The following is a 20376-nucleotide window of genomic DNA, read 5'->3' on the forward strand; positions in this document are numbered from 1 at the left end:
GGCGACGCGATCATCCTATGGAACAATCAACCATGCGCAAGCCTGAGATTATGAGTCCCGCCGGCTATTGGCCGCAATTGCACGCCGCGATTGAAGCCGGCGCCGACGCGGTCTACTTTGGTTTGACCCATTTCACCGCCCGCGCCAAAGTAGGCTTTACGCTTGATGAGCTGCCAGAGGTGATGAAGACGCTGCACCGGCGGGGGGTGAAAGGGTATGTGACCTTTAACACGCTCGTGTTTGACCACGAGTTGCGTGCAGCGGCGACGGCGCTAGCCGCGATTGCCGCTGCCGGGGCCGATGCGATTATCGTGCAAGATGTAGGCATCGCGGTGCTGGCCCGCCGGATCGCGCCCGATCTGCCGATCCACGGCAGTACCCAGATGAGCATTACCAGCGCCGAGGGAGTCGCACTAGCCGCTCGTTACGGTGTGTCGCGGGTGGTGTTGGCTCGCGAGTTATCGCTGGCAGAAGTCGCGGCGATCCGTGCCCGCAGCCCGATCGAACTGGAAATCTTCGTCCATGGTGCGCTCTGTGTCTCGTACTCCGGCCAGTGCTTTTCATCCGAAGCATGGGGCGGGCGCAGCGCCAATCGCGGCCAGTGCGCCCAAGCCTGCCGGTTGCCTTACGATCTGATCGTTGACGGCCAACATCAGCCGCTCGGCGCAGCCCGTTACCTGCTCTCACCCGGCGATTTGGCGGCGATTGACGAGATGGCGACGATTGCCCGCCTCGGTGTGAGCGCGCTCAAGATCGAGGGCCGCTACAAAGATGCCGAGTATGTGGCGATTACCACCAACGCCTACCGCCGCGCGCTTGATGCGGCGTGGGCCGGTCTGCCGCCCGATCTAACTAGTGCCGACCGCTTACACCTCGAGCAGGTCTATTCACGCGGGTTAGGGCCGCACTTCCTGCGCGGCACCAACCATCAGGCGGTCGTGGAGGGCCGCGCGCCGCGCCATCGCGGCTTGTTGATGGGCCGGGTGGTGCAGGTGCGGCCCGACGCCATTCTCATCGCACCGGAGCCGGGCCGCGATGCGGCTCCACTCAAACCCGGCGATGGGGTGGTGTTTGATGCCGCCGATTGGCGCAGCCCGGAAGAGCCGGAAGAGGGCGGGCGCATTTTTACCGTCACCCCAGCCGGCAATGGCCTGCTGGCGCTGACCTTTGCCAAAGGCGCGATCAACCGGCGCCGCATCCGCGCTGGCGATCTGCTCTGGCGCACCAGCGACCCGCAGACCGAACGGGTGGCCCGTCCGTTCGTGCAGCCCGCCGCGCCGGTGCGCCGCCAACCGGTGCGGGTGGACGCTAGCGCCCGCGCCGGCGCGCCGCTCATACTGCGCTGGACGCTGATTGATCAGCCAGACCTCACCGTTGTGGTGCAGAGTGCGGAACCGCTGACGACAGCGCAAAACCGCCCGCTTGATGAAGCAACGCTGCGCGACCAGTTGGGCCGGTTGGGTGACACAGCGTATCAGTTAACCGAACTCACTGCCGTGATCGAGGGCAAGCCGTTCGTGCCGGTTTCGCTGCTCAACCAGTTGCGCCGGCAAGCTACCGCCGCCCTCGCCGAATTGCAAGGCCAACCGCCGGCTATCACCATCCACGACCCGACGCGCGTGCTCGATGAGATGCTGGCCACTGTGGCGCCGGCAGCGCCGCCGGACACCACCCATCTCCATCTGCTCATCCGCTCACCTGACCAGCTTGCAGCAGCGATTGCGCTGCGTCCGGACAGCATTACGCTCGACTATCTCGATCTGGAAGGGCTAAAGCCGGCGTTAGCGCAAGTGCGCGCCGCCGGCATCGCCGTTCGCATCGCTGCACCGCGCGTGCTCAAGCCGGAAGACGATCGGGTCGTGCGCTTCTTGCGCAAACTCGACGCGCCGCTCTTGGTGCGCTCGACCGGTTTGCTCAACATGCTGCGCGACGATCCGGCAGTAGAGTTGACCGGCGACTTCAGCCTCAACGCTGCCAACATTCTTACCGCCGATCTGCTGCTTGGTCTAGGCTTGCGACGGCTCACCCTGACGCACGACCTCAACGCCGACCAGATCGCCCATCTGGCCGAGCAGATCGGTGGTAGCCGGTTGGAAGCGATCGCCTATCACCATCTGCCCGTGTTCCATACCGAACACTGCGTCTTCTGCCGCTTCTTGTCGAACGGTACCAGCTACAAAGATTGTGGCCGCCCGTGCGAACGGCACCGGGTAGCGTTGCGCGACGCGCAGGGCCGCGCGCATCCGGTGATCGCCGACGTCGGCTGCCGCAACACCGTGTTTGGCGCTGAAGCGCAAGAGGCGAGCAAATACCTCGACCGCTGGCGAGCCGCCGGCATCGCCCACTACCGACTCGAATTCGTGCATGAATCGGCAGCGCAGATCACTGCTGTCACCGAAGCGTTCCGTGCCTATCTCAACCAGCAGATCGACGCCGCCGAATTAGGCCGGCGCTGGCGGCACAGCGCGCCGCAAGGCGTCACCGAAGGTAGCTTCTTTGTGCCGGCGAATTACCAGTACATTCCGTTGATGTAAGGAGATCAGCCATGGCCGAGAGTTTGTGGAATCAACTAGCAGCGCGGCTAGTTGATGCGCTCGGCGCGCAGCGCGGCGAATTGGTCGAGGTGCGCGATGAGGCGGGTAATCAGCGCCTGTTGCATGCGGTGTTACTGGCGCTGGAAAGCATTGGTGCTGAGCCGCTGGTCGCTATTCTACCGGCGCAGCACGTCGAACGATTGTTGGTCACAACCTCGCCAGACATCCTCGCCTCCCGTGACCGGCGGCGGATGGAGTGGCTACAGCACGTAGATCGCTCGTTGGCATTGATCGGCGCGCAACCCGATCTGCGCCGCGCGCCGGACGCAGCGTTGCGCGCGTTTACAACCACGTACAACCAGCTTGAAACGATCCGGTGCGAACGCCGCATCCCGCAAGTGATCGCCGCCATTCCCTCCATCGGCAAAGCGGCCCAGCTCGGTCTCAGCCATGAAGACTTGGAATTGCGCATAATGCCGGCGCTACTGCTTGATCCGGCAGCATTGGTCGCAGCCAGCGAGCGGGTGCTAAGCACGTTGGCACAGGTGCAGACTATCACCATCACCAGCGGGCCGGGTTACAAACTGCGCGTGCAGCGCGGCGAGCGGTCATGGCTGCGCGATACGGGCCGGTTGGAAACGACCAGCGGAACCGCAGACACGATTGTGAGCAACGTGCCGGCAGGCTTGCTCTACACCACGATCGTTGAGGAGAGCGCCGAGGGTGAACTCTTCCTGCCGGTGGCTGGCCCAGCGCGCGCCGCCCATCTCCAATTCAACTACGGTCGTATCACCCGCATTGAAGCTGCCAGCGGCGGTGATCAGCTCACGGCGCTCTTGGCCCAACGCAGTGGTGAACTGGGCCGGATCAGCACGATCGGGATTGGCCTTAACCCACACCTGCGCCAGCCGATTGGCTGGCCGCTGGTTGACCGGCACATTCAGGGGGCGATCAGCATCGCGTTTGGCGAGAACCAGTATCTCGGCGGGGTCAATGTCTCGTCACTCGCGATCGACTTCGCCACCACTGCCGCCAGCTTGCGCGCCGATGATCGGGTGATCGTGGACGGGGGCAGGTTGGTGGTATGATCGAGGTAGGCAAGGCTACGTTTCAACCCGAATGCTATGAGCAATACGCCGGTTGATCGTAATCGCCTGCTGCATGATCCTAGGCAGCAGATGGTCGCCATCGCCCACCTGCGCCGCAGCATCCTCTTTGGATCGATAGCGCGGTCAAATGCATGCTGACAGCGATATTGACATCCCCATCGCGATGCCTGATGGCGTCCATCGCCGACAGACAGCGCAACATCTGTACCACGATTTGATGGCTCTTGGCGTAGCGAAAGATCTGATTGTTGTCACCAAGAGCGATGTCCAACGTTACAGCGACTACCTATCGCTGGGGTTATATCCGGCGCTGCGTGAAGGGAAAGAACTCTATGCCGCCAAGGGATAGCCCTATGCCCGACGATCCGGCAGAATGGCTGCGCCGCGCTCGCTCTGATCTCGCAATTGCGAGCATCACGCTGCCACCTGATAGCGTTTACGAAATTAATGTTTTCATGCTCAGCAAACAGCGGAGAACGCCATTAAAGCTATCTACCACCCTGACCGCTGGCATTTTCAGTACACTCACGATATCAAGAGTTATTAGCCGGTTTACACCGCAACGGTCTTGCGCTACCGCCAGAGGTGTATGAAGCGGTGACGCTGACCATTTTGCGCAGTAAGCTCGCCACCCCGGCTTCGAAGAGCCGGTGACCGAGCAAGAGCATGCGGCTGCGGTTGCGCGTGCCCGGCGTGTGGTTGAGTGGGCAAGCCGATGTATTGAAGGCTCGTCACCGGCTTGATTGGCTAGCCGTTCTCTTGCAAAGGCAGCCGTCGCACTACGACAACCACCAGTGCTTCACCACCAGCGCACGATACAAGCCCCAACCCTCATCCTCCCTGCTGGGCAGCGGCCACGATCCGGCCCTGCGCGACCAGTTCGCTGATGGCAGTAATGTAGGGATGCAGCAGCGTATCCTCGGCCACGAACGGCACGTGGCGGCGGATCAGCTCGTAGACCGGGCCGGTGCCGCGCCCCAGCCGGGCTTGCGCTCCTAGCTCTTGGCGGCGGAAATCAATCCCCTGCGCTGCGGCAAACAGCTCAAGCGCCAAAATCTGGCTGACATTATCGAGAATCGTGCGCAATTTGAGGCCAGCAGTCAGACCCATACTGACGTGATCTTCGACGTTGGCTGAGGTGGGAATACTATCAACACTGGCCGGATGGGCCAGCACTTTGTTCTCAGTCGCGAGAGCCGCCGCCGTATACTGCACAATCATAAAGCCCGAATTGAGACCACCAGCGCGAGTGAGAAAGGCCGGCAAGACATGTGTATTCGAGGCTTCGTCGGTCAGACGCATCAGCCGCCGCTCGGCGATATTACCCAACTCGGCTACCGCAAGCCCCAGATAATCGAGCGCAATCGCCAGCGGCTCACCGTGAAAATTGCCGCCGGAGATCACCTCAACCGCGCCATCATCGCCAACAAAGAGCAGCGGGTTATCGGTGACAGCATTCAATTCGATCTCAAACACCCAGCGGGCATAAGCGATTGCGTCGCGCACCGCACCGTGAACCTGCGGAATGCAGCGCAAAGTATAGGCATCTTGCACGTGGCGCGGATCGTTGTGGCGGACAAATTCGCTGCCGGCCAGCAACTGGCGCAGATGAGCCGCGCACTCGATCTGGCGGGGGAAGGGACGCAAGGCGTGCAGACGCTCATCAAACGCTGCCGGCGTGCCATAGAGCGCTTCGAGGCTGAGACAGCCGGCAATATCAGCCGTGGCGCTGAGCAACTCGGCCCGCGCAGTTGCGAGCACGCCGAGCGCGCACATCACTGCGGTGCCATTGGTCAAGGCCAACCCCTCTTTAGCGGCTAGTTGCAGCGGCTGCCAACCGAGCCGCTCGAACGCAACGGCGGCTGGCATCACCTCGCCCCGCCATTCAACCTCGCCCAAGCCGATCAGCGGCAGCGCCATGTGGGCCAACGGCGCTAAATCACCGCTCGCGCCGAGCGACCCCTTGCTGGGGATGCGGGGATGCACCCCGGCGTTAAGTAGATCGATCAACCGTTCGAGCGTCGCGAGGCGCACACCCGAATGGCCGCGGGCGAGGGTATTAGCCCGGATGAGCATGATTGCGCGGGTAGTGGGAATATCGAAGACCGGCCCTACTCCCACCGCATGGCTGACCAGAATGTTGTATTGCAACTGCTCAACCTGCTCAAGCGTAATCACCCGATCCTTAAACGCACCGAAGCCAGTGGTAATACCATACGCCATCACCCCACGCGCCAACAAATCTTGCACCGCCTGCGCCGCCCGCACCACCCGCTCGCGGGCAGATGGCGCCAAGCGCACCGCCGGAGCACCGGGTTGACCATAGGCAACTGCTAAGCTCTGTTCGATGGTCAGGCTGGCACCGTCGAGAAGAATGTCGTTCATAACCCCTCAGCCGTTTGTGCAAAACACGTAGGAACGCGAGCCACCGGCCCGCATGAAACATATTGCCCCCCTAGCCCCTCGGTTGCCCCACCCCTAGCCCCTCCCCGCTGCGGGAGGAAATGGGGAGGGTAAGGACAACCGCAGAGGAGCTACACGCAAAAGATTCGATAGAACGCAACCAAGCGCACTTGTGCCCCGCCCTCCTCCGTGTCCTCTGCGCCCTCGGCGGTAAACAACGATGTTGCCCCACCTCCGCTGAGGGATGGGAGTGCTATTGGAGCCCGTACAGGCATCCTTCCCGCTGAAGTGGGAGATTGCTGCGGGGGCGCAGGCAGTGCGGCGCACTACCCGCTACACCCCCTCGCAATGACAACAGGGCACGGCATCAGGGCACGCCCCACCCCTCCGCTATCATCTCGCAGAAAACATCATTCATTATCCCCCACCACAACCTGCCCGCGCTTAATCACCAGCTCAACCGGCGTCCCGCCCAATTCGTACATCAACCAACGATAATCCGCCTCGGCCAGCAGCAGCAGATCGGCCTGCATCCCCGGCATGATAGCGCCAACCTGCCCACCCAAGCTGATCGCATGCGCGGCGTTGACCGTTGTCGCTAGCAGCGCCTCAGCAGGGACCATACGCATGTAGCGGCAGGCAATCGCCATCGTCAACGGCAACGACAGCGACGGAGCCGAACCGGGGTTGGCATCGGTGCTGAGTGCCACAGCGACGCCGGCGTCGATCATCTGCCGAGCGGCGGCAAAGTGGCTCAGGCCAAGGTTGAGCGAGACTAATGGCAGCAAGACGGCGACCGTAGCGCTCGCAGCCAGCGCAGGGAACAGCGCCGGACTCGTTACGTCAAGATGATCAACCGACGTTGCGCCGAGTTCGAGCGCCATTGCCAACCCACCCAACTCGGCAAACTCATCAACGTGTGCCTTGAGCGGAAAACCAAGCGCCTGCGCCGCTGCCAACACGCGCCGGCTTTGGACGACATCGAACGCGCCGCGTTCACAGAAGACATCGACGAAAAGCGGGATGCCGCGAGCAGCAAATGACGAGGTGCGGTACCAGTCGCGAGCGAGGGGCAACATCTCTTCAATCACAAGATCGACATAGGCATCAGCTCGTCCGGTAAACTCCGGCGGCACTGCGTGGGCCGGCAAGAAGGTCGGCACGAGTTCGACCGGTTGGGCGGCGGCCAGCAACACAATTGCCGCCAATTGGCGCAGCTCGGGATCGCGTGCGAGACCATAGCCGGTTTTGACTTCGGTGGTCGTGGTACCGAGGCGCAGCATCTGCTTCAGGCGAGGCAGCGTCGCCTCGACCAACTCGGCGGTAGTAGCGGCGCGGGTGAGGCGCATAGTGCGCAGAATCCCGCCGCCGGCAGCCATAATCTCTTGGTAGGTCGCACCGGCGCAGCGTTGTTCAAACTCGGCCACCCGATCGCCGGCATAGACGATATGGGTATGGCAATCGACCAGACCGGGGCAGACGGCGCGGCCACGGGCATTGATCTCACGGGCTGGGTGAAACCGGCGGCGCAATTCGGTGCTCGGCCCCACACCAACAATCGTCGCGCCGCGGATGGCTACGGCGCCATCGCTGATGATGCCGAGTTCGCGCATAGCCACACCCCGCCGGGGGCCGGGAGGGCCGGCGCAGGTGACAACCTGCGCGGCGGAATGGATAAGCAGGTCGCATGGTTCCATAAGGTTCCTCGGAAACACGAGCAACGTATGGGTCGCCCCGACGATTATGGCGCGATCATCGGCATATCAATTCCATAGCGACGAGCGAATACAATCGCTTCAGAGTAGCCAGCGTCGGCATGACGCACCACCCCCATACCGGGATCGGTTGTCAACACCCGCTCGATCCGGCGGGCTGCTTCGGGGGTACCATCGGCCACAATTACCTGCCCGGCGTGGATGCTGTAGCCAATCCCCACCCCGCCACCGTGGTGGATGCTGACCCACGTCGCCCCGCCGACCGCGTTGATCAATGCGTTGAGCAGCGGCCAATCGGCGATCGCATCGGAACCGTCGCGCATGCCTTCGGTTTCGCGGTTGGGGCTGGCCACCGAGCCGGCATCGAGATGGTCGCGCCCGATCACAATTGGCGCTTTGACCGCACCGCTGGCGACGAGATCGTTGAGCAGCAAACCGGCCTTAGCCCGCTCGCCATAGCCGAGCCAGCAGATCCGGGCAGGCAGCCCCTGAAAAGCAACGTAGTCGCGGGCCAGTCGCAGCCAACGACCAAGATGCTCGTCGTGGGGGAACAGCGCGCTGATCGCGCGGTCGGTCACGTAAATATCTTCGGGGTCGCCAGAGAGAGCCACCCAGCGGAACGGCCCCTTCCCTTCGCAGAAGAGCGGACGAATATAGGCCGGCACGAAACCGGGGTAGCTAAAAGCATCGCTGACACCAGCATCAAAGGCGCGCTGGCGCAGATTGTTGCCGTAATCGAACACAATGCAACCGCGTCGCTGCCACTCGAGCAACACGCGCACGTGCTCGGCCATCGAGGCCATAGCGCGGCGGTCGTACTCAGCAGGCTCGCGTTCGCGCAACGCGGCGGCTTCGGCCAGCGACAACCCGGCGGGAATATAGCCATAACGCACATCGTGGGCGCTGGTCTGGTCGGTCGCCACATCGGGGGTAACACCCCGGCGGAGCATGTCGGGCAACAACTCGCTCGCATTGCCGATCAGCGCAATCGAAAGCGGTCTACCAGCAGCACGAGCCTCTTCAGCCCATGTCATCGCTTCTTCCAAATCATCGCTCAACCGGTCAACCTGCCGTAAACGTAGCCGGCGCTCGGCTCGCCAGCGATCGATCTCAACGGCAATCACCACGCCTTCATTCAGCGTCACAGCCAACGGCTGCGCGCCACCCATCTCACCCAAACCAGCCGTCACCACTAGTTTGCCGCGCAGCGTCCCCCAGCCAGCCGAGCGAGCCAGCGCGCCGAAGGTCTCGTAGGTGCCTTGCAAAATGCCCTGCGTACCGATATAGATCCAACTCCCCGCCGTCATCTGGCCGTACATCGTCAGCCCAGCCGCTTCCCAGCGATCAAAATTGGCCTGTATTGCCCATGCCGGCACTAAATTGGAATTGGCCAGCAACACTCGCGGCGCATCGGGGTGGGTACGGAAGACGGCGACCGGCTTGCCCGACTGCACAAGCAGCGTCTCGTCGGGTTTGAGCCGGCGTAGCGTAGCAAGGATAGCGTCAAAGCATTCCCAATTGCGGGCCGCGCGCCCGCGCCCGCCATAGACGATCAAGTTGTCAGGATCAAACGCTACATCAGGGTCGAGGTTATTTTGGATCATGCGGTACGCCGCTTCGATCAGCCAATTGGCGCAAGTTAGGGTCGTACCGCGAGGCGCGCGGATAGTGCGGGGCATAACGTACCTCCTTGTACGGGAATGGCATGCGTTGCCGGTATGGCGCTATGGTACCGTAAAATGAGGCGTGCGGCAAGCGTTTGCCGAATGCAGCAACACAAAGCTACCTCGCCTGTACTGCTACATAGCGATGAAAAGCCGCGGCGGCATTCTCGCTCAGGACCGGGCCGTGACCAAAGCAAAGAGTCGTAAACTGGTAGCGATCGAGGCGGGCAAGACTGGTGATCGCCGCCGTTTCGTCTTCAAGCACGATCGGCGACTGTAACCCCTTGCCGCGATACATTACCGCATCGGCGGCAAAGAGTACTTGCTGCGCCAGCCAATACAACCCGATCTGACCGGCACTATGTCCGGGAATGTGAATCACATTGAGACCACCAGCGACCGGAATAACAGCGCCATCGGTGACCAGCCGGTCAACGCGAGCCGGATTGATCGTCGCCGGCATCAGCCATTTGCCCACCCCAAACGCCAACCGGTTAACCCAACCGGCAGCGCTGTGAGCGGTTGACCGCAGTGCCTGCCCTTGTGCAACCAGCTCGGCATCGAGCGGATGCATCCACACGGTTGCGCCGGTACGTGATTGCAATGTGGCAACATTCCCCGCGTGATCGATGTGATGATGAGTGACAATAATGTGCTGCACATCTTCTGGCTTGCGGCCTAACGCAGCCAACCCGGCGAGCGCCCCGGCACCGCGATCGGGGTAGCCGGTATCGATCAAGATCACGCCGCTCGCCGTCAGTATGAAAAAGACGTTGACCGATCCCAGCGGGATCGGTAACGACAGCTCGTACAATCCGGGCAGAATCAGGCGCGGCGCTGGCATACGGGGTGCTCCTTCCTTACAATGATGAATCCGGACGGGTGGACGGTACTAGGTTTTACGCCGTCTTGGAGACGGCCATCTGTCGCTCAATGTACGGTAGCGGATCCGGAAGGCCGTCCGGCGCTACGTTTTGCGACGTGGTGATGGCGTTACCTCTACCGCCCGCCCCCCTTCCCGCTGCGTGGGCGTGTCCATCGCTGAGGAGACGGCCGGCCATCGCTACTGGGTCAATAATTTTCTTGCAGCCACTGCCGCCAGCCGGCATCAAATTCGGCGTAGGTCATGCCAAACGCCTTCTGCAACGCCTTATCGTAGAACTCGATCCCGGTACCCGGCGTATCGCGCACTGCCGCGGCAAGACGCCAGAAGCCATCAAGCCCGCCCTGCGTCTCGACGATATAGGCCACGAGCGAGTAGGCAAACCCATAGGCAAGGCTCCGATCGACTTCGAGCGTCGTCATGTGATCCATATCTTGCGGGCGCACACCACCATTCGGATCAACCAGCGGGATGATCCGACCCATCCGCACTGCGGCACTCACTGCGTTGCGGCGCGGATTGTTTGAGACATACTCAGCCAACCCTTCGCTCATCCAGTCGGTAATCCGGTACTCTTGGGCAAAGGCGCGAGTATAAGCCCAGTGGGTCAATTCATGCACAATCGTGCCGTACAAATCCTCCTCCCAACCGGCCTGCGGATCGTAGAAGCCAAAGGCATACGAGAAGGGGGCAAAGATATCAACCCGATCGTTGCGCGGGCGCGAACCGGCAGAGTACCACGCCAGCGAGTTGGGATTGACCGGCGGCGTGATACCGAAGATTGGGCGCAGGTACACATTGAACTTATTTTCAGGTGTGCGGCCAAGGGTATCGATCACCTGCTGGCGCGCCCGCAGCACCATATCTTCGATCACCTCATTCACTTCCGCCGACCATTCGTAGGTATTGAGCGTGAAATACTCGTTGTCAATCTTGATCTTCGCACCCAACTGCTCTTCGGTCGGCTCACTCATCACCCAGCGTCCATCCTCCATCTGGCAGAAGAGAATGTCACGCCGGTAGCCGCCATCATCGATCGCCGCCTGCCAGAAGCCGTGTTCACGTTGCTTGACTTCAAGCACGCGCATGCGGCTAAACCGCGAACCGCTGAACGATGATTGTTGAAACGTGTTGAACCGCTCTTCGACCAAGCGCCGGAATGGGGCGTTAGTCTGGTCAACGACTGAGCGGAGCAGTTCAATGTTGTTGGTGTTGTAAGCTTCGACATAGCTATCGAGCGCCGTTTGAATACCAGACGCAACCGCTTCCGGCGTCAATGCACCGGTAACCGGCGTTGGTTCGCTCGGCGCTGGCACCGGTGTATTGGTGGCTGGCACCGTTGTGGGCGGCAGGGCGACTGTAGCGGTTGGCGATTGGGTGGTTGGAGTAGTACAAGCCGCCAACACAAAAGCAACAAGGATGAACCAGCTAATCCTGCGCATCACAGAACCTCCCCAGAGAGCATTTGATCTCGTTCATTTATTGTACCGCGCTTGCGGTGGGTTTGGGGTATACTACGCAGCGCAACGCGAGAAGTTGCAGGAAAGCCATTTATAAACGTCACCTCACTATGGATCTCGACCTCATCAACTGGCTGCGTTCAGCCGCAGGCGCGGCACTGCTGGCCGACCTAGCCGGACGCGACCTGCGCGAGAGTGATGTCTTGGCTGAATTGAGCCGGTTGCGCCGCCATTTGCCTGCTGAACGGGCGCGAGCAGCAGTTGAGCAGGCATTGCTGCGACGAAAAGCGGCGACCAAGTTTCCCAATGCCGACCGCATGCTCTTCACCCGCGAGGCGCTTGAGCAGGCATCAGCAGCGCCAGTGGCAGCCCAACGCGCGCAGCGTTTGGCCCAAGCTGGGTTGGTAGCTGATCTCGGCTGCGGCATCGGTGGTGACACGATTGCCTTGGCCGCCGCCGGCGCGCAGGTGATAGCCGTTGATCGCGATCCGGTGCGGCTGGCGCTGGCGCATGCGAACGTTGCGGCGCTAGAGCTGAGCGAACGGGTGACGTTCCTTGAACGCGATCTGCTGCGTGAACCGCCGCCACCGGCATCGGCGTTATTTTGCGATCCGGCCCGCCGCGCCGGCGACCGGCGCGTGTTCGATCCTGAATCATTCCAACCGCCGCTTAGTCACGTGCTGGGTTGGCGGCAACAGACTGCAGCGCTGGCGGTGAAACTGGCACCGGGGATTGATCTGGCACACCTGCCGATTGATGCCGAGGTGGAGTTTGTTTCACTTGATGGTGAACTGAAAGAAGCAGTGCTCTGGTGCGGGCCGTTGGCGACGGCCAACCGGCGAGCGACGGTGCTGCGCAGCGATGGTGCAACGGCAACAATGGCGGACGCCGCCGCATCGCCACCGCCGTTGAGCGCACCGCTGGCCATCCTCTACGAACCCGATCCGGCGGTGATTCGCGCCGGCTTGGTGGCCGCCTTGGCCGCCGAACTCGGCGCAGCCCAACTCGCGCCCGATATTGCTTACCTCACCGCACCGGCCTATCGCCCGACGCCATTTGCCCGCGCATGGCCGGTGATCACGTGGATTCCGTTCCAACTCAAGCGGCTGCGCACATTGCTGCGCGACCTCAACGCCGGGCCGGTGACAGTCAAGAAGCGCGGTTCGCCCCTCGATCCCGATGCGCTGGCGCGCCAACTAAGCGGGAAGGGTCGCCGGGCGTTAGTGGTGGTGTTGACGCAGATGCCAAGCGGGCCGGTAGCGGTGGTGTGTGCTGAGGGAGTGGGGAGGGGGGTGTAGGGAGGTGGGGATAACGTATTTTACCGCAGAGAACGCAGAGGGCGCGAAGGATTAGGAAACGGATCGCTGCGTCCTCCGCGCCCTTCGCGGGGCAACTCGTCCGGCGGCAGCTTCCCTCACCCCCCAGCCCCCTCGCCCACCTGACGGCGGGCGAGGGGGAGCCGCTGCACTGCCGGCCAAGCCATACCCTCCGCCGAACGCAATGATTGCCCCTCTCCCACGAAGTGAGAGAGAGACAGGGGATGAGGGACGCAACGATCCATCCAACGATTGATCGCAAACCACAACCGGCTATGGTACTGTATACCGAGATTAGTTGACGGATCAGAAAGTTGTACGCCATGACCCTCTCGCGCGCCGCCCGTTACCGGGGCTTGATTCTCTTGATCGTCATCAACTTCATGATGTATGCCGGCTTTTTTATGGTCATCCCGCTGGTGTCGGTGCATTACGTGCAAACGCTCGGCTTTGCCGCGGTAACGGTAGGAATAGCGCTAGCGTTACGCCAATTGGTGCAGCAAGGGGTCAGCGTCGGCGGCGGCGTGCTCTCAGATCGGTTTGGCGGGCGCAGCTTGATCACTGCCGGCGTCTTGGTGCGCGCTGCCGGTTTTGCCAGTCTCGCGTTCGCCAACACGCCGCCGTTTCTGTTCTTCGCTATGCTGCTCTCGGCGTTGGGCGGCGCACTGTTTGAAGCGCCGAGCCGGGCCGGGATCGCCACCCTCACCACCGAAGACGAACGGGCGCGCGCCTTTTCGATCAACGGCGTTGGCGGCGGGCTAGGCATGGTCATTGGCCCCTTTACAGGATCACTACTGCTCGAATTCGGCTTCAGTACCGTGGCGCTGGCGGCGGCAGCCTGTTTCGCCCTGATCGGCGCGATGAGCCTGCTCTTGCCCCCGATCGAGACGGCCACCGACCGTAGCCGCCTCGGCTTCGGCTTAAGGCTGGCGTTGCACGACCGACCCTTCCTCATCTTCACCGCCCTGCTGATGGGTTTCTGGTATATGTGGGTGCAACTGACCATCAGCTTACCATTGGCCGGCGAACGGCTGGCCAACGCTGCCGATGCGGTGCGCTGGATTTATGGTGTCAACGCTGGGATGACGGTCATATTGCAATTGCCGCTAATCGGATTCTTGGAACGGTGGCTGCGCCCGCTCAGCATTCTCATTCTTGGCATTGCCCTGATGGCGTTGGGGCTGGGCATGGTGGCACTGGCCGACTCGTTCCCACGCTTGATCGGCTGCGTCATCGTCTTCACCCTCGGCACTCTCCTCGCTACCCCCTCGCAACAGAGTGTGACCGCAGCACTGGCCGATCCGCGCGCGCTTGGCTCATACTTCGGCGTCAACGCGCTGGCCTTGGCTGTCGGCGGCGGATTGGGCAATCTCAGCGGCGGCCTGCTGATTGACCTCGCCAATGCGCTCCAAGCGCCGGCCCTGCCGTGGATCGCCTTCGCCTGTATCGGGTTGGCCAGCGCGATTGGTTTGATGATCCTCGGCAACTACCTGCAACAACGTCGTGCCACCGCCCATCTGGTCGGGGTGCAACAGCGGTAACAAAGCATACGCCGCGCTACCGGCGCTACCATGCATCGGCATCGATGTTTTACAATAGGTGCCACACCTTGTTAGCCAAGAAAGGATAACCACCGTGCCCAATAATCGTTTCGCCTTTTTTAACGGAGAGATTGTACCCATTGAGCAAGCGCAGGTCAGCGTGATGACCAATGCGCTCAATTATGGAACTGGCTGTTTTGAAGGTATTCGCGGCTACTGGAACCCTGACTACCAACAGCTCTACGTCTTCTGTCTGCGCGAACACATGGAGCGGCTCCACCGCTCGGCCCGCATTTTGTTGATGAAATTGCCATACAGTGTTGATGAACTGTGCCACATTACGATTGATCTGCTGCGGCGCGAAGAGTTTCGCGAAGATGTCTACATTCGCCCGCTGCTCTACAAGAGCGATCCGGCGATTGCGGTGCAGATGCATCATCTGACTGACAGCTTCACCATGTTCGCAGTCGGTTTCGGCCAGTATCTCGCCGGTTCAGCTATCAGAGCATGCATCTCATCGTGGCGGCGGATCGACGACAACATCATTCCTTCGCGGGCCAAAGCCTGCGGCTCGTACCTCAACTCGGCGCTGGCTAAGAGCGAGGCGCTGCTCAATGGCTACGACGAGGCGATCGTGCTCAGCAATGATGGCCACGTGGCCGAAGCGTCGGCAGCGAACCTCTTTATTGTGCGCAATGGCGTGCTGATCACGCCGCCTACCAGCGGCGACATTCTCGAAGGTATCACCCGGCAGGTGGTAATGGAACTGGCTCGCAACCAGTTGGGCATTCCGGTGCGGGAAGCGCCGATTGACCGCACCGAACTCTACGTCGCCGACGAAGCCTTCTTCTGCGGCACCGGGGCCGAGATTAAGCCGATTATCGAGATTGACCGCCGCCCGATCGGTACCGGTGCGATCGGCCCGATCGGTACGATGCTGGTCAATTTGTACGCCGACGTGGTGCGCGGACGGATCGGCGCGTACCGCCACTGGTGTACGCCGGTGTACGCAGCGTGAGTGGCAACACCATCACAGCGAAATCATACGGAGTGCGGCAGTGATCCTGCCGCATCCAAATCTTATAGCACCACTATTCCGCGTGAACTTGTTCACCCCTCAACGTGCATCTACACTGCGGTATGATATAAGCCAAACTTGATCCGTACACGTTGCCGCTGCACTCCCCAATCATTCCACTCCCAACCATCAGCGCAAAGGAGCTAGTCCTTGCCAGAGCATTTCTTCCTAGCAACTACCACCTTAGTTCCACCAGTGCTCTGGTATGGGACAGCGCTTTTCGCAATCGGGCTGATATGCCTCATCCTAGCCTTGCAGATTTTCCTACTTGCGCGCCACTCGCCGGACGCCATCACTCTAGGATTACTCCTGATTGCCCTCAGTTGGTGGGACATCACCTATGCGTTGTACTGGATTGACGCACCGGCGCCCACTGACCAATTCTGGGTTGATGTGACCTACGTTGGCGTCGTCAGCACGCCAACGCTCATCTTCATCTTTGCGATCCAGATCAGTGGCCTGTTCGACTCCTCACGGCTGCTGCGCTGGCCCTTCTTTCTCGTGATGGCGATTGAGCCAATCCTCACCTTGCTGGCATTATGGACTGACCAGTGGCACAACCTCTTTTTTGCCGGGTTGCGCACCAACTATCAAGGCGTGATTTTACGCGGCGGTCTATTGTTCTGGAGCAATGTCATCTATTCATATCTGCTCTTGTTGCTCAGTCTGAGCATTCTGGCCGCCGGTTATGCGCGAGCCAACGGCATCTTCCGCAAACAGATTCTGATCGTCTTGCTGAGCTTTGCCATCACGTGGGCCAACAGCATCATCTTCGTCACCGGTATCAATCCGCTGCCGGGAACCGATAACACGCCCTTTGCCTTTTCAATCGCAAGTAGCCTCTTTGCGTATGCCTTGTTCCGTTATCGCCTATTCGATGTTGTGCCGATAGCGCGCAGTTTAGTCATCGAACAAATGAAAGATGGCGTGTTAGTGCTCGATGCCAACAAGCGGATCGTTGATATCAACTTAGCGGGTCAACAATGGTTGCCATATGTCGCGATTGGAGACTCGCTCAACCAACTGCGGGATCAATTACCGGTCACATTGCAACAGCTTCCGCTCGATCACGACCAGCGGCTCGAAGTCACCCTCGAACGAACGGGGCGTGTGCTCGACCTACAAGTGACCCAAATTTACGATCTACGTCACCGACTGCTCGGGCATTTGATTGTGTGGCGTGAGATTACCGACTTCAAACATCTGCAAGCCCAATTGCAACATTTCGCCAACTATGACCCCCTGACCGGCATCTACAACCGGCGTGAATTCGTGCGGCTGGCTGCTATTGAACTCGGGCGCGCGCAACGCTATGAGCACGATCTAGCACTGGTTTTGATCGACATTGATCATTTTAAAGCGATCAACGACCGGTTTGGCCATCACACCGGCGACGAAGTGTTAAGATACTTCGCGGCAGTTTGGACGGCGGAAAAGCGCGCCCAAGACATCTTTGCCCGCTGGGGCGGCGAAGAGTTCATTTTGCTACTGCCAGAAACCAACCAGCAACAAGCCCGGCAACTAGTCGAGCGCGTCCGGGGCAAGACGCTAACCACACCGTTAGCCGCTCACAACGAACCTCTAGCCATCAAGTTTAGCGCCGGCATCAGCACGCATACCCGCGACGAAACGTTCGAACAACTGGCGCAACGCGCCGATGTGGCGCTCTATCAGGCCAAACAGAATGGGCGCAACCAGACCATCATCGCCGAACTGCCATTTGCCGCGGGTCAATGAGCGAGCCGACATTCCTCTGCTTAGCCGGCAAACGATGGTTGGGATTGGACAAGTATTCTTCCCCTCGACTCACCGCAGCAGCCGTGCTATAATGGCAATCAAACTGTGACAATGTTGTCAAACCAACGGCCCGACAAAGGAGTTTGGCCATGATCACGAAACGTCTCGACCCTTCCGGTAAAGTGCGTGTCACCTTTTCACTGCCTTCAGCATTATGGGCCGACACCATCTACCTCGTCGGCGACTTTAACGGTTGGGATCGCCACGCTACCCCGCTACGCGCCACCGAACACGGCTGGATGATTACGCTTGACCTTGAAGCTGGCCGCACCTACCAGTACCGCTATTTGATTAATGACAACGAATGGCATAACGACTGGAACGCTGACGGGTATGCGCCAAACCCCTATGGTGGCGACAATTCGGTCATCGATACAACGATTTTTGCCGAACTGAAGCAAGAAGAAGTGCGCGCAGTGGGTGAGTCGATAACGCCTGTTCCGCACGTTCACACGCGCCTTCGCCTCGTCTCAACCGGCTAAGAAAAAGTTTGTTATAATGCCGGTAGCGATGCGAGAGGGGCGCAGCAACCTGCGCCCTTTCGCATATTGATGGCTAATCACCGATCACACGCTACCAGCATAAGGTATATCATGACCACACACAGCATACCCGTGCTCGATTTTGGTTCGCAGACAGCGCAATTAATCGTGCGCCGGCTGCGCGAATTGGGCTATTACAGCGAACTATTGCCGCACGATGCGCCCGAAGCGCAGGTGCGCGCCCTCAACCCGGTTGGGATCGTGCTGAGCGGCGGGCCGGCCAGCGTGTACGAACCGGATGCACCTACCTTGCCGGCGTGGCTAGCAGAGAGTAATCTGCCAGTTTTCGGCATCTGCTATGGGATGCAATTGATCAGCCACACCCTCGGCGGGGTCGTCAACCGGCCAGCCGGACGCGAGTACGGCCCGGCGATGATTACCGTCACCCAACCGCACCCGCTCTTTACCGATACGCCCACCGAGCAGCCGGTTTGGATGAGCCACGGCGACCGGATCGAGCAATTGCCCGCTGGGTTTCGCTCGATCGCGGCGAACCCGGCGACGCCGTTTGCCGCGATCGCCGACGATCAACGGCGCTGGTACGGCGTCCAGTTCCATCCCGAAGTGGTGCATACGGTGTACGGGCGGGCGTTGCTAGCCAACTTCGCCAAACTGTGCGGCGCCCAACCCGAATGGCAACCGGGCAGTTTCGTAGCCGAAGCGGTCGAGCGAGTGCGCGAGCAAGTCGGCCCGCAGGGGCGCGTGATCTGCGCCCTCTCTGGCGGGGTCGATTCGGCGGTGGCAGCGTTGATTATCCATCGCGCCATCGGCGACCGGTTGACCTGTGTGTTCGTAGATAACGGTCTTTTGCGCGCTGGTGAAGCCAGACAAGTGATCAGCACCTTCCGCGAACATTTCCATGTGCCGCTGATCGCGGTCGATGCCTGCGAAGAGTTTCTCGCTGCCCTAGAGGGGGTCGTCGATCCCGAACAGAAGCGCAAGATCATCGGCGAGAAGTTTATCCGCATCTTCGAGCGCGAGGCACGCGCGCTGGAAGGGGTCGAGTTTCTCGCCCAAGGCACCCTCTACCCCGACGTGATCGAGTCGACGGCGCCTGACCGACCCAAGGCGGCCAAGATCAAGACTCACCACAATGTCGGCGGTTTACCTGCCGATATGGAGTTGAAACTGGTCGAACCGCTACGCTACTTGTTTAAAGATGAAGTACGTGCCGCCGGTTTACAGCTCGGCCTGCCCGAAGAGTGGGTCTGGCGGCACCCCTTCCCCGGTCCCGGCTTGGCGGTGCGAATTATCGGCGCAGTCACATGGGAGCGGTTAGAGATATTGCGCCAAGCCGACAAGATTTTCCTCGATGAACTGCGCGCGAGCGGCTATTATCGCGCTACCCAACAGGCGTTTGCGGTGCTGCTGCCGGTGCAGAGCGTCGGCGTGATGGGTGATGGCCGCACCTACGGGGTGACAATTGCGCTGCGGGCCATCACAACCGAAGACTATATGACGGCAGATTGGGCGCGCTTGCCGTATGAACTGCTAGCCCACGTCAGCAGCCGGATCGTCAATGAGGTCGAAGGCGTTAACCGCGTCGTGTACGATATTTCTTCCAAACCGCCGGCAACGATCGAGTGGGAGTAGCCACAATCACCGCTGACATGCTACAATGAAGCCATGCGCGTACCACAAACCATCGCAATCGACGGCCCCTCAGCCGCAGGCAAAAGCACGCTCGGCGCATTGTTGGCCAATGCGCTCGGCTATCTGTATTTCGATACCGGCGTGATGTATCGCGCATTGGCGTTAGCTGCCCTGCGCGCCGGCATCGATCCTGATGACGAAACGGCGCTGACGGAATTGGCGCACCGGCTGGCCATTGATGTGCTCCCGCCAACCGTTGCCGACGGGAGGCAATACACGGTCCTGATCGATGGCGAGGATGTGACGTGGGCGATTCGGGCGCCAGAAGTTGAACGGATCGTCTCGCGTGCAGCCCGCTTCCCGGCGGTACGGCGCGAAATGGTGCGCCAACAACAGATCATTGGCCGCCGTGGGCGGGTGGTGATGGTCGGGCGCGACATCGGCACGGTGGTCATGCCCGACGCCGACCTCAAGATTTACCTACAGGCGTCGCTGGCCGAACGGGCCCGCCGGCGGTTAGCCGATCTGCGCCAGCGCAATATTGATCTGCCGCTCGATCAGATTGCCGCAGCATTGGCCGAACGTGACGCGCTCGATGCTCACGTGTCGCAACCGGCTGCCGATGCGATTGTATTGGTGAACGACGGGTTATCGCCCGATGAAGAGGTGGCATGGGTGCTGCGCCAATTTGTGCATGGCGAACAAGCGCTTGAGAGCGGGCACTAAGCACTCGCCCCGCTG

At 60.7% G+C, this 20376-nt stretch carries 15 protein-coding genes and 1 pseudogene; 11 read left to right on the forward strand and 5 right to left on the reverse strand.

Going from position 1 to position 20376, the window contains the following annotated elements; genetic code table 11:
- The first annotated feature begins 32 nt into the window (after positions 1–32).
- From Q1A00_RS01060 to Q1A00_RS18440, 4 genes and pseudogenes are all read left to right on the forward strand, one after another.
- On the forward strand, positions 33–2534 hold the full coding sequence (locus Q1A00_RS01060; RefSeq protein ID WP_366144841.1) for a DUF3656 domain-containing protein: 2502 nt from the start codon (positions 33–35) through the stop codon (positions 2532–2534).
- An 11-nt stretch (positions 2535–2545) separates the two neighbouring features.
- Entirely contained in the window at positions 2546–3622 is a 1077-nt protein-coding gene (locus tag Q1A00_RS01065; protein WP_298404580.1) for an aminopeptidase, read from the forward strand.
- 148 nt (positions 3623–3770) lie between these two features.
- The gene (locus Q1A00_RS01070) at positions 3771–3992 is read left to right on the forward strand and encodes a hypothetical protein (RefSeq protein WP_298404582.1); all 222 of its coding nucleotides are present in this window, start codon (positions 3771–3773) and stop codon (positions 3990–3992) included.
- 111 nt (positions 3993–4103) lie between these two features.
- Positions 4104–4190, forward strand: a pseudogene (locus Q1A00_RS18440) (hypothetical protein); the annotation flags it as partial.
- Positions 4191–4474: 284 nt separating this feature from the next.
- Here the strand turns inward: Q1A00_RS18440 and hutH are convergent.
- The 5 genes from hutH to Q1A00_RS01095 all read right to left on the reverse strand — a co-directional run bounded on the left by hutH (position 4475) and on the right by Q1A00_RS01095 (position 11750).
- Positions 4475–6028: a histidine ammonia-lyase gene (hutH, locus tag Q1A00_RS01075; RefSeq protein ID WP_298404584.1), complete on the reverse strand. Its 1554-nt coding sequence runs from the start codon at positions 6026–6028 to the stop codon at positions 4475–4477.
- 428 nt (positions 6029–6456) lie between these two features.
- Positions 6457–7743: an imidazolonepropionase gene (gene hutI, locus Q1A00_RS01080; RefSeq protein ID WP_298404586.1), complete on the reverse strand. Its 1287-nt coding sequence runs from the start codon at positions 7741–7743 to the stop codon at positions 6457–6459.
- Positions 7744–7787: 44 nt separating this feature from the next.
- Positions 7788–9440 (reverse strand): urocanate hydratase, encoded by a 1653-nt coding sequence (gene hutU, locus Q1A00_RS01085; RefSeq protein ID WP_366144838.1) that lies wholly within the window; start codon positions 9438–9440, stop codon positions 7788–7790.
- A 103-nt stretch (positions 9441–9543) separates the two neighbouring features.
- On the reverse strand, positions 9544–10269 hold the full coding sequence (locus Q1A00_RS01090) for an MBL fold metallo-hydrolase (RefSeq protein ID WP_298404588.1): 726 nt from the start codon (positions 10267–10269) through the stop codon (positions 9544–9546).
- Between the two features lie 227 nt (positions 10270–10496).
- Positions 10497–11750 (reverse strand): hypothetical protein, encoded by a 1254-nt coding sequence (locus tag Q1A00_RS01095; protein ID WP_298404590.1) that lies wholly within the window; start codon positions 11748–11750, stop codon positions 10497–10499.
- 128 nt (positions 11751–11878) lie between these two features.
- On the opposite strand from Q1A00_RS01095, the gene Q1A00_RS01100 reads away from it, so the two are divergent.
- The 7 genes from Q1A00_RS01100 (at position 11879) to cmk (ending at position 20361) form a co-directional block, all read left to right on the forward strand.
- Positions 11879–13066 carry a methyltransferase domain-containing protein gene (locus Q1A00_RS01100; RefSeq protein ID WP_298404592.1) on the forward strand — a complete coding sequence of 396 codons (1188 nt, stop codon included), beginning with the start codon at positions 11879–11881 and terminating at the stop codon, positions 13064–13066.
- Between the two features lie 341 nt (positions 13067–13407).
- A complete protein-coding gene (locus tag Q1A00_RS01105; protein WP_298404595.1) occupies positions 13408–14625 on the forward strand; it encodes an MFS transporter in 1218 nt (405 codons plus the stop codon).
- A gap of 94 nt (positions 14626–14719) precedes the next feature.
- The gene (locus tag Q1A00_RS01110) at positions 14720–15643 is read left to right on the forward strand and encodes a branched-chain amino acid transaminase (protein WP_298404597.1); all 924 of its coding nucleotides are present in this window, start codon (positions 14720–14722) and stop codon (positions 15641–15643) included.
- Positions 15644–15853: 210 nt separating this feature from the next.
- Positions 15854–17440: a diguanylate cyclase gene (locus Q1A00_RS01115; RefSeq protein WP_298482283.1), complete on the forward strand. Its 1587-nt coding sequence runs from the start codon at positions 15854–15856 to the stop codon at positions 17438–17440.
- A 149-nt stretch (positions 17441–17589) separates the two neighbouring features.
- Complete coding sequence (locus Q1A00_RS01120; RefSeq protein WP_298404603.1) at positions 17590–17982, forward strand: isoamylase early set domain-containing protein; 393 nt, start codon at positions 17590–17592, stop codon at positions 17980–17982.
- Positions 17983–18093: 111 nt separating this feature from the next.
- Positions 18094–19635: a glutamine-hydrolyzing GMP synthase gene (gene guaA, locus Q1A00_RS01125; protein ID WP_298404605.1), complete on the forward strand. Its 1542-nt coding sequence runs from the start codon at positions 18094–18096 to the stop codon at positions 19633–19635.
- A 33-nt stretch (positions 19636–19668) separates the two neighbouring features.
- Positions 19669–20361, forward strand: coding sequence for a (d)CMP kinase (gene cmk, locus Q1A00_RS01130; RefSeq protein ID WP_298404608.1), 693 nt, complete (start codon positions 19669–19671; stop codon positions 20359–20361).
- The last annotated feature ends 15 nt before the right edge of the window (positions 20362–20376 follow it).

Source organism: uncultured Chloroflexus sp., from assembly GCF_938091255.1.
Classification (GTDB): domain Bacteria; phylum Chloroflexota; class Chloroflexia; order Chloroflexales; family Chloroflexaceae; genus Chloroflexus.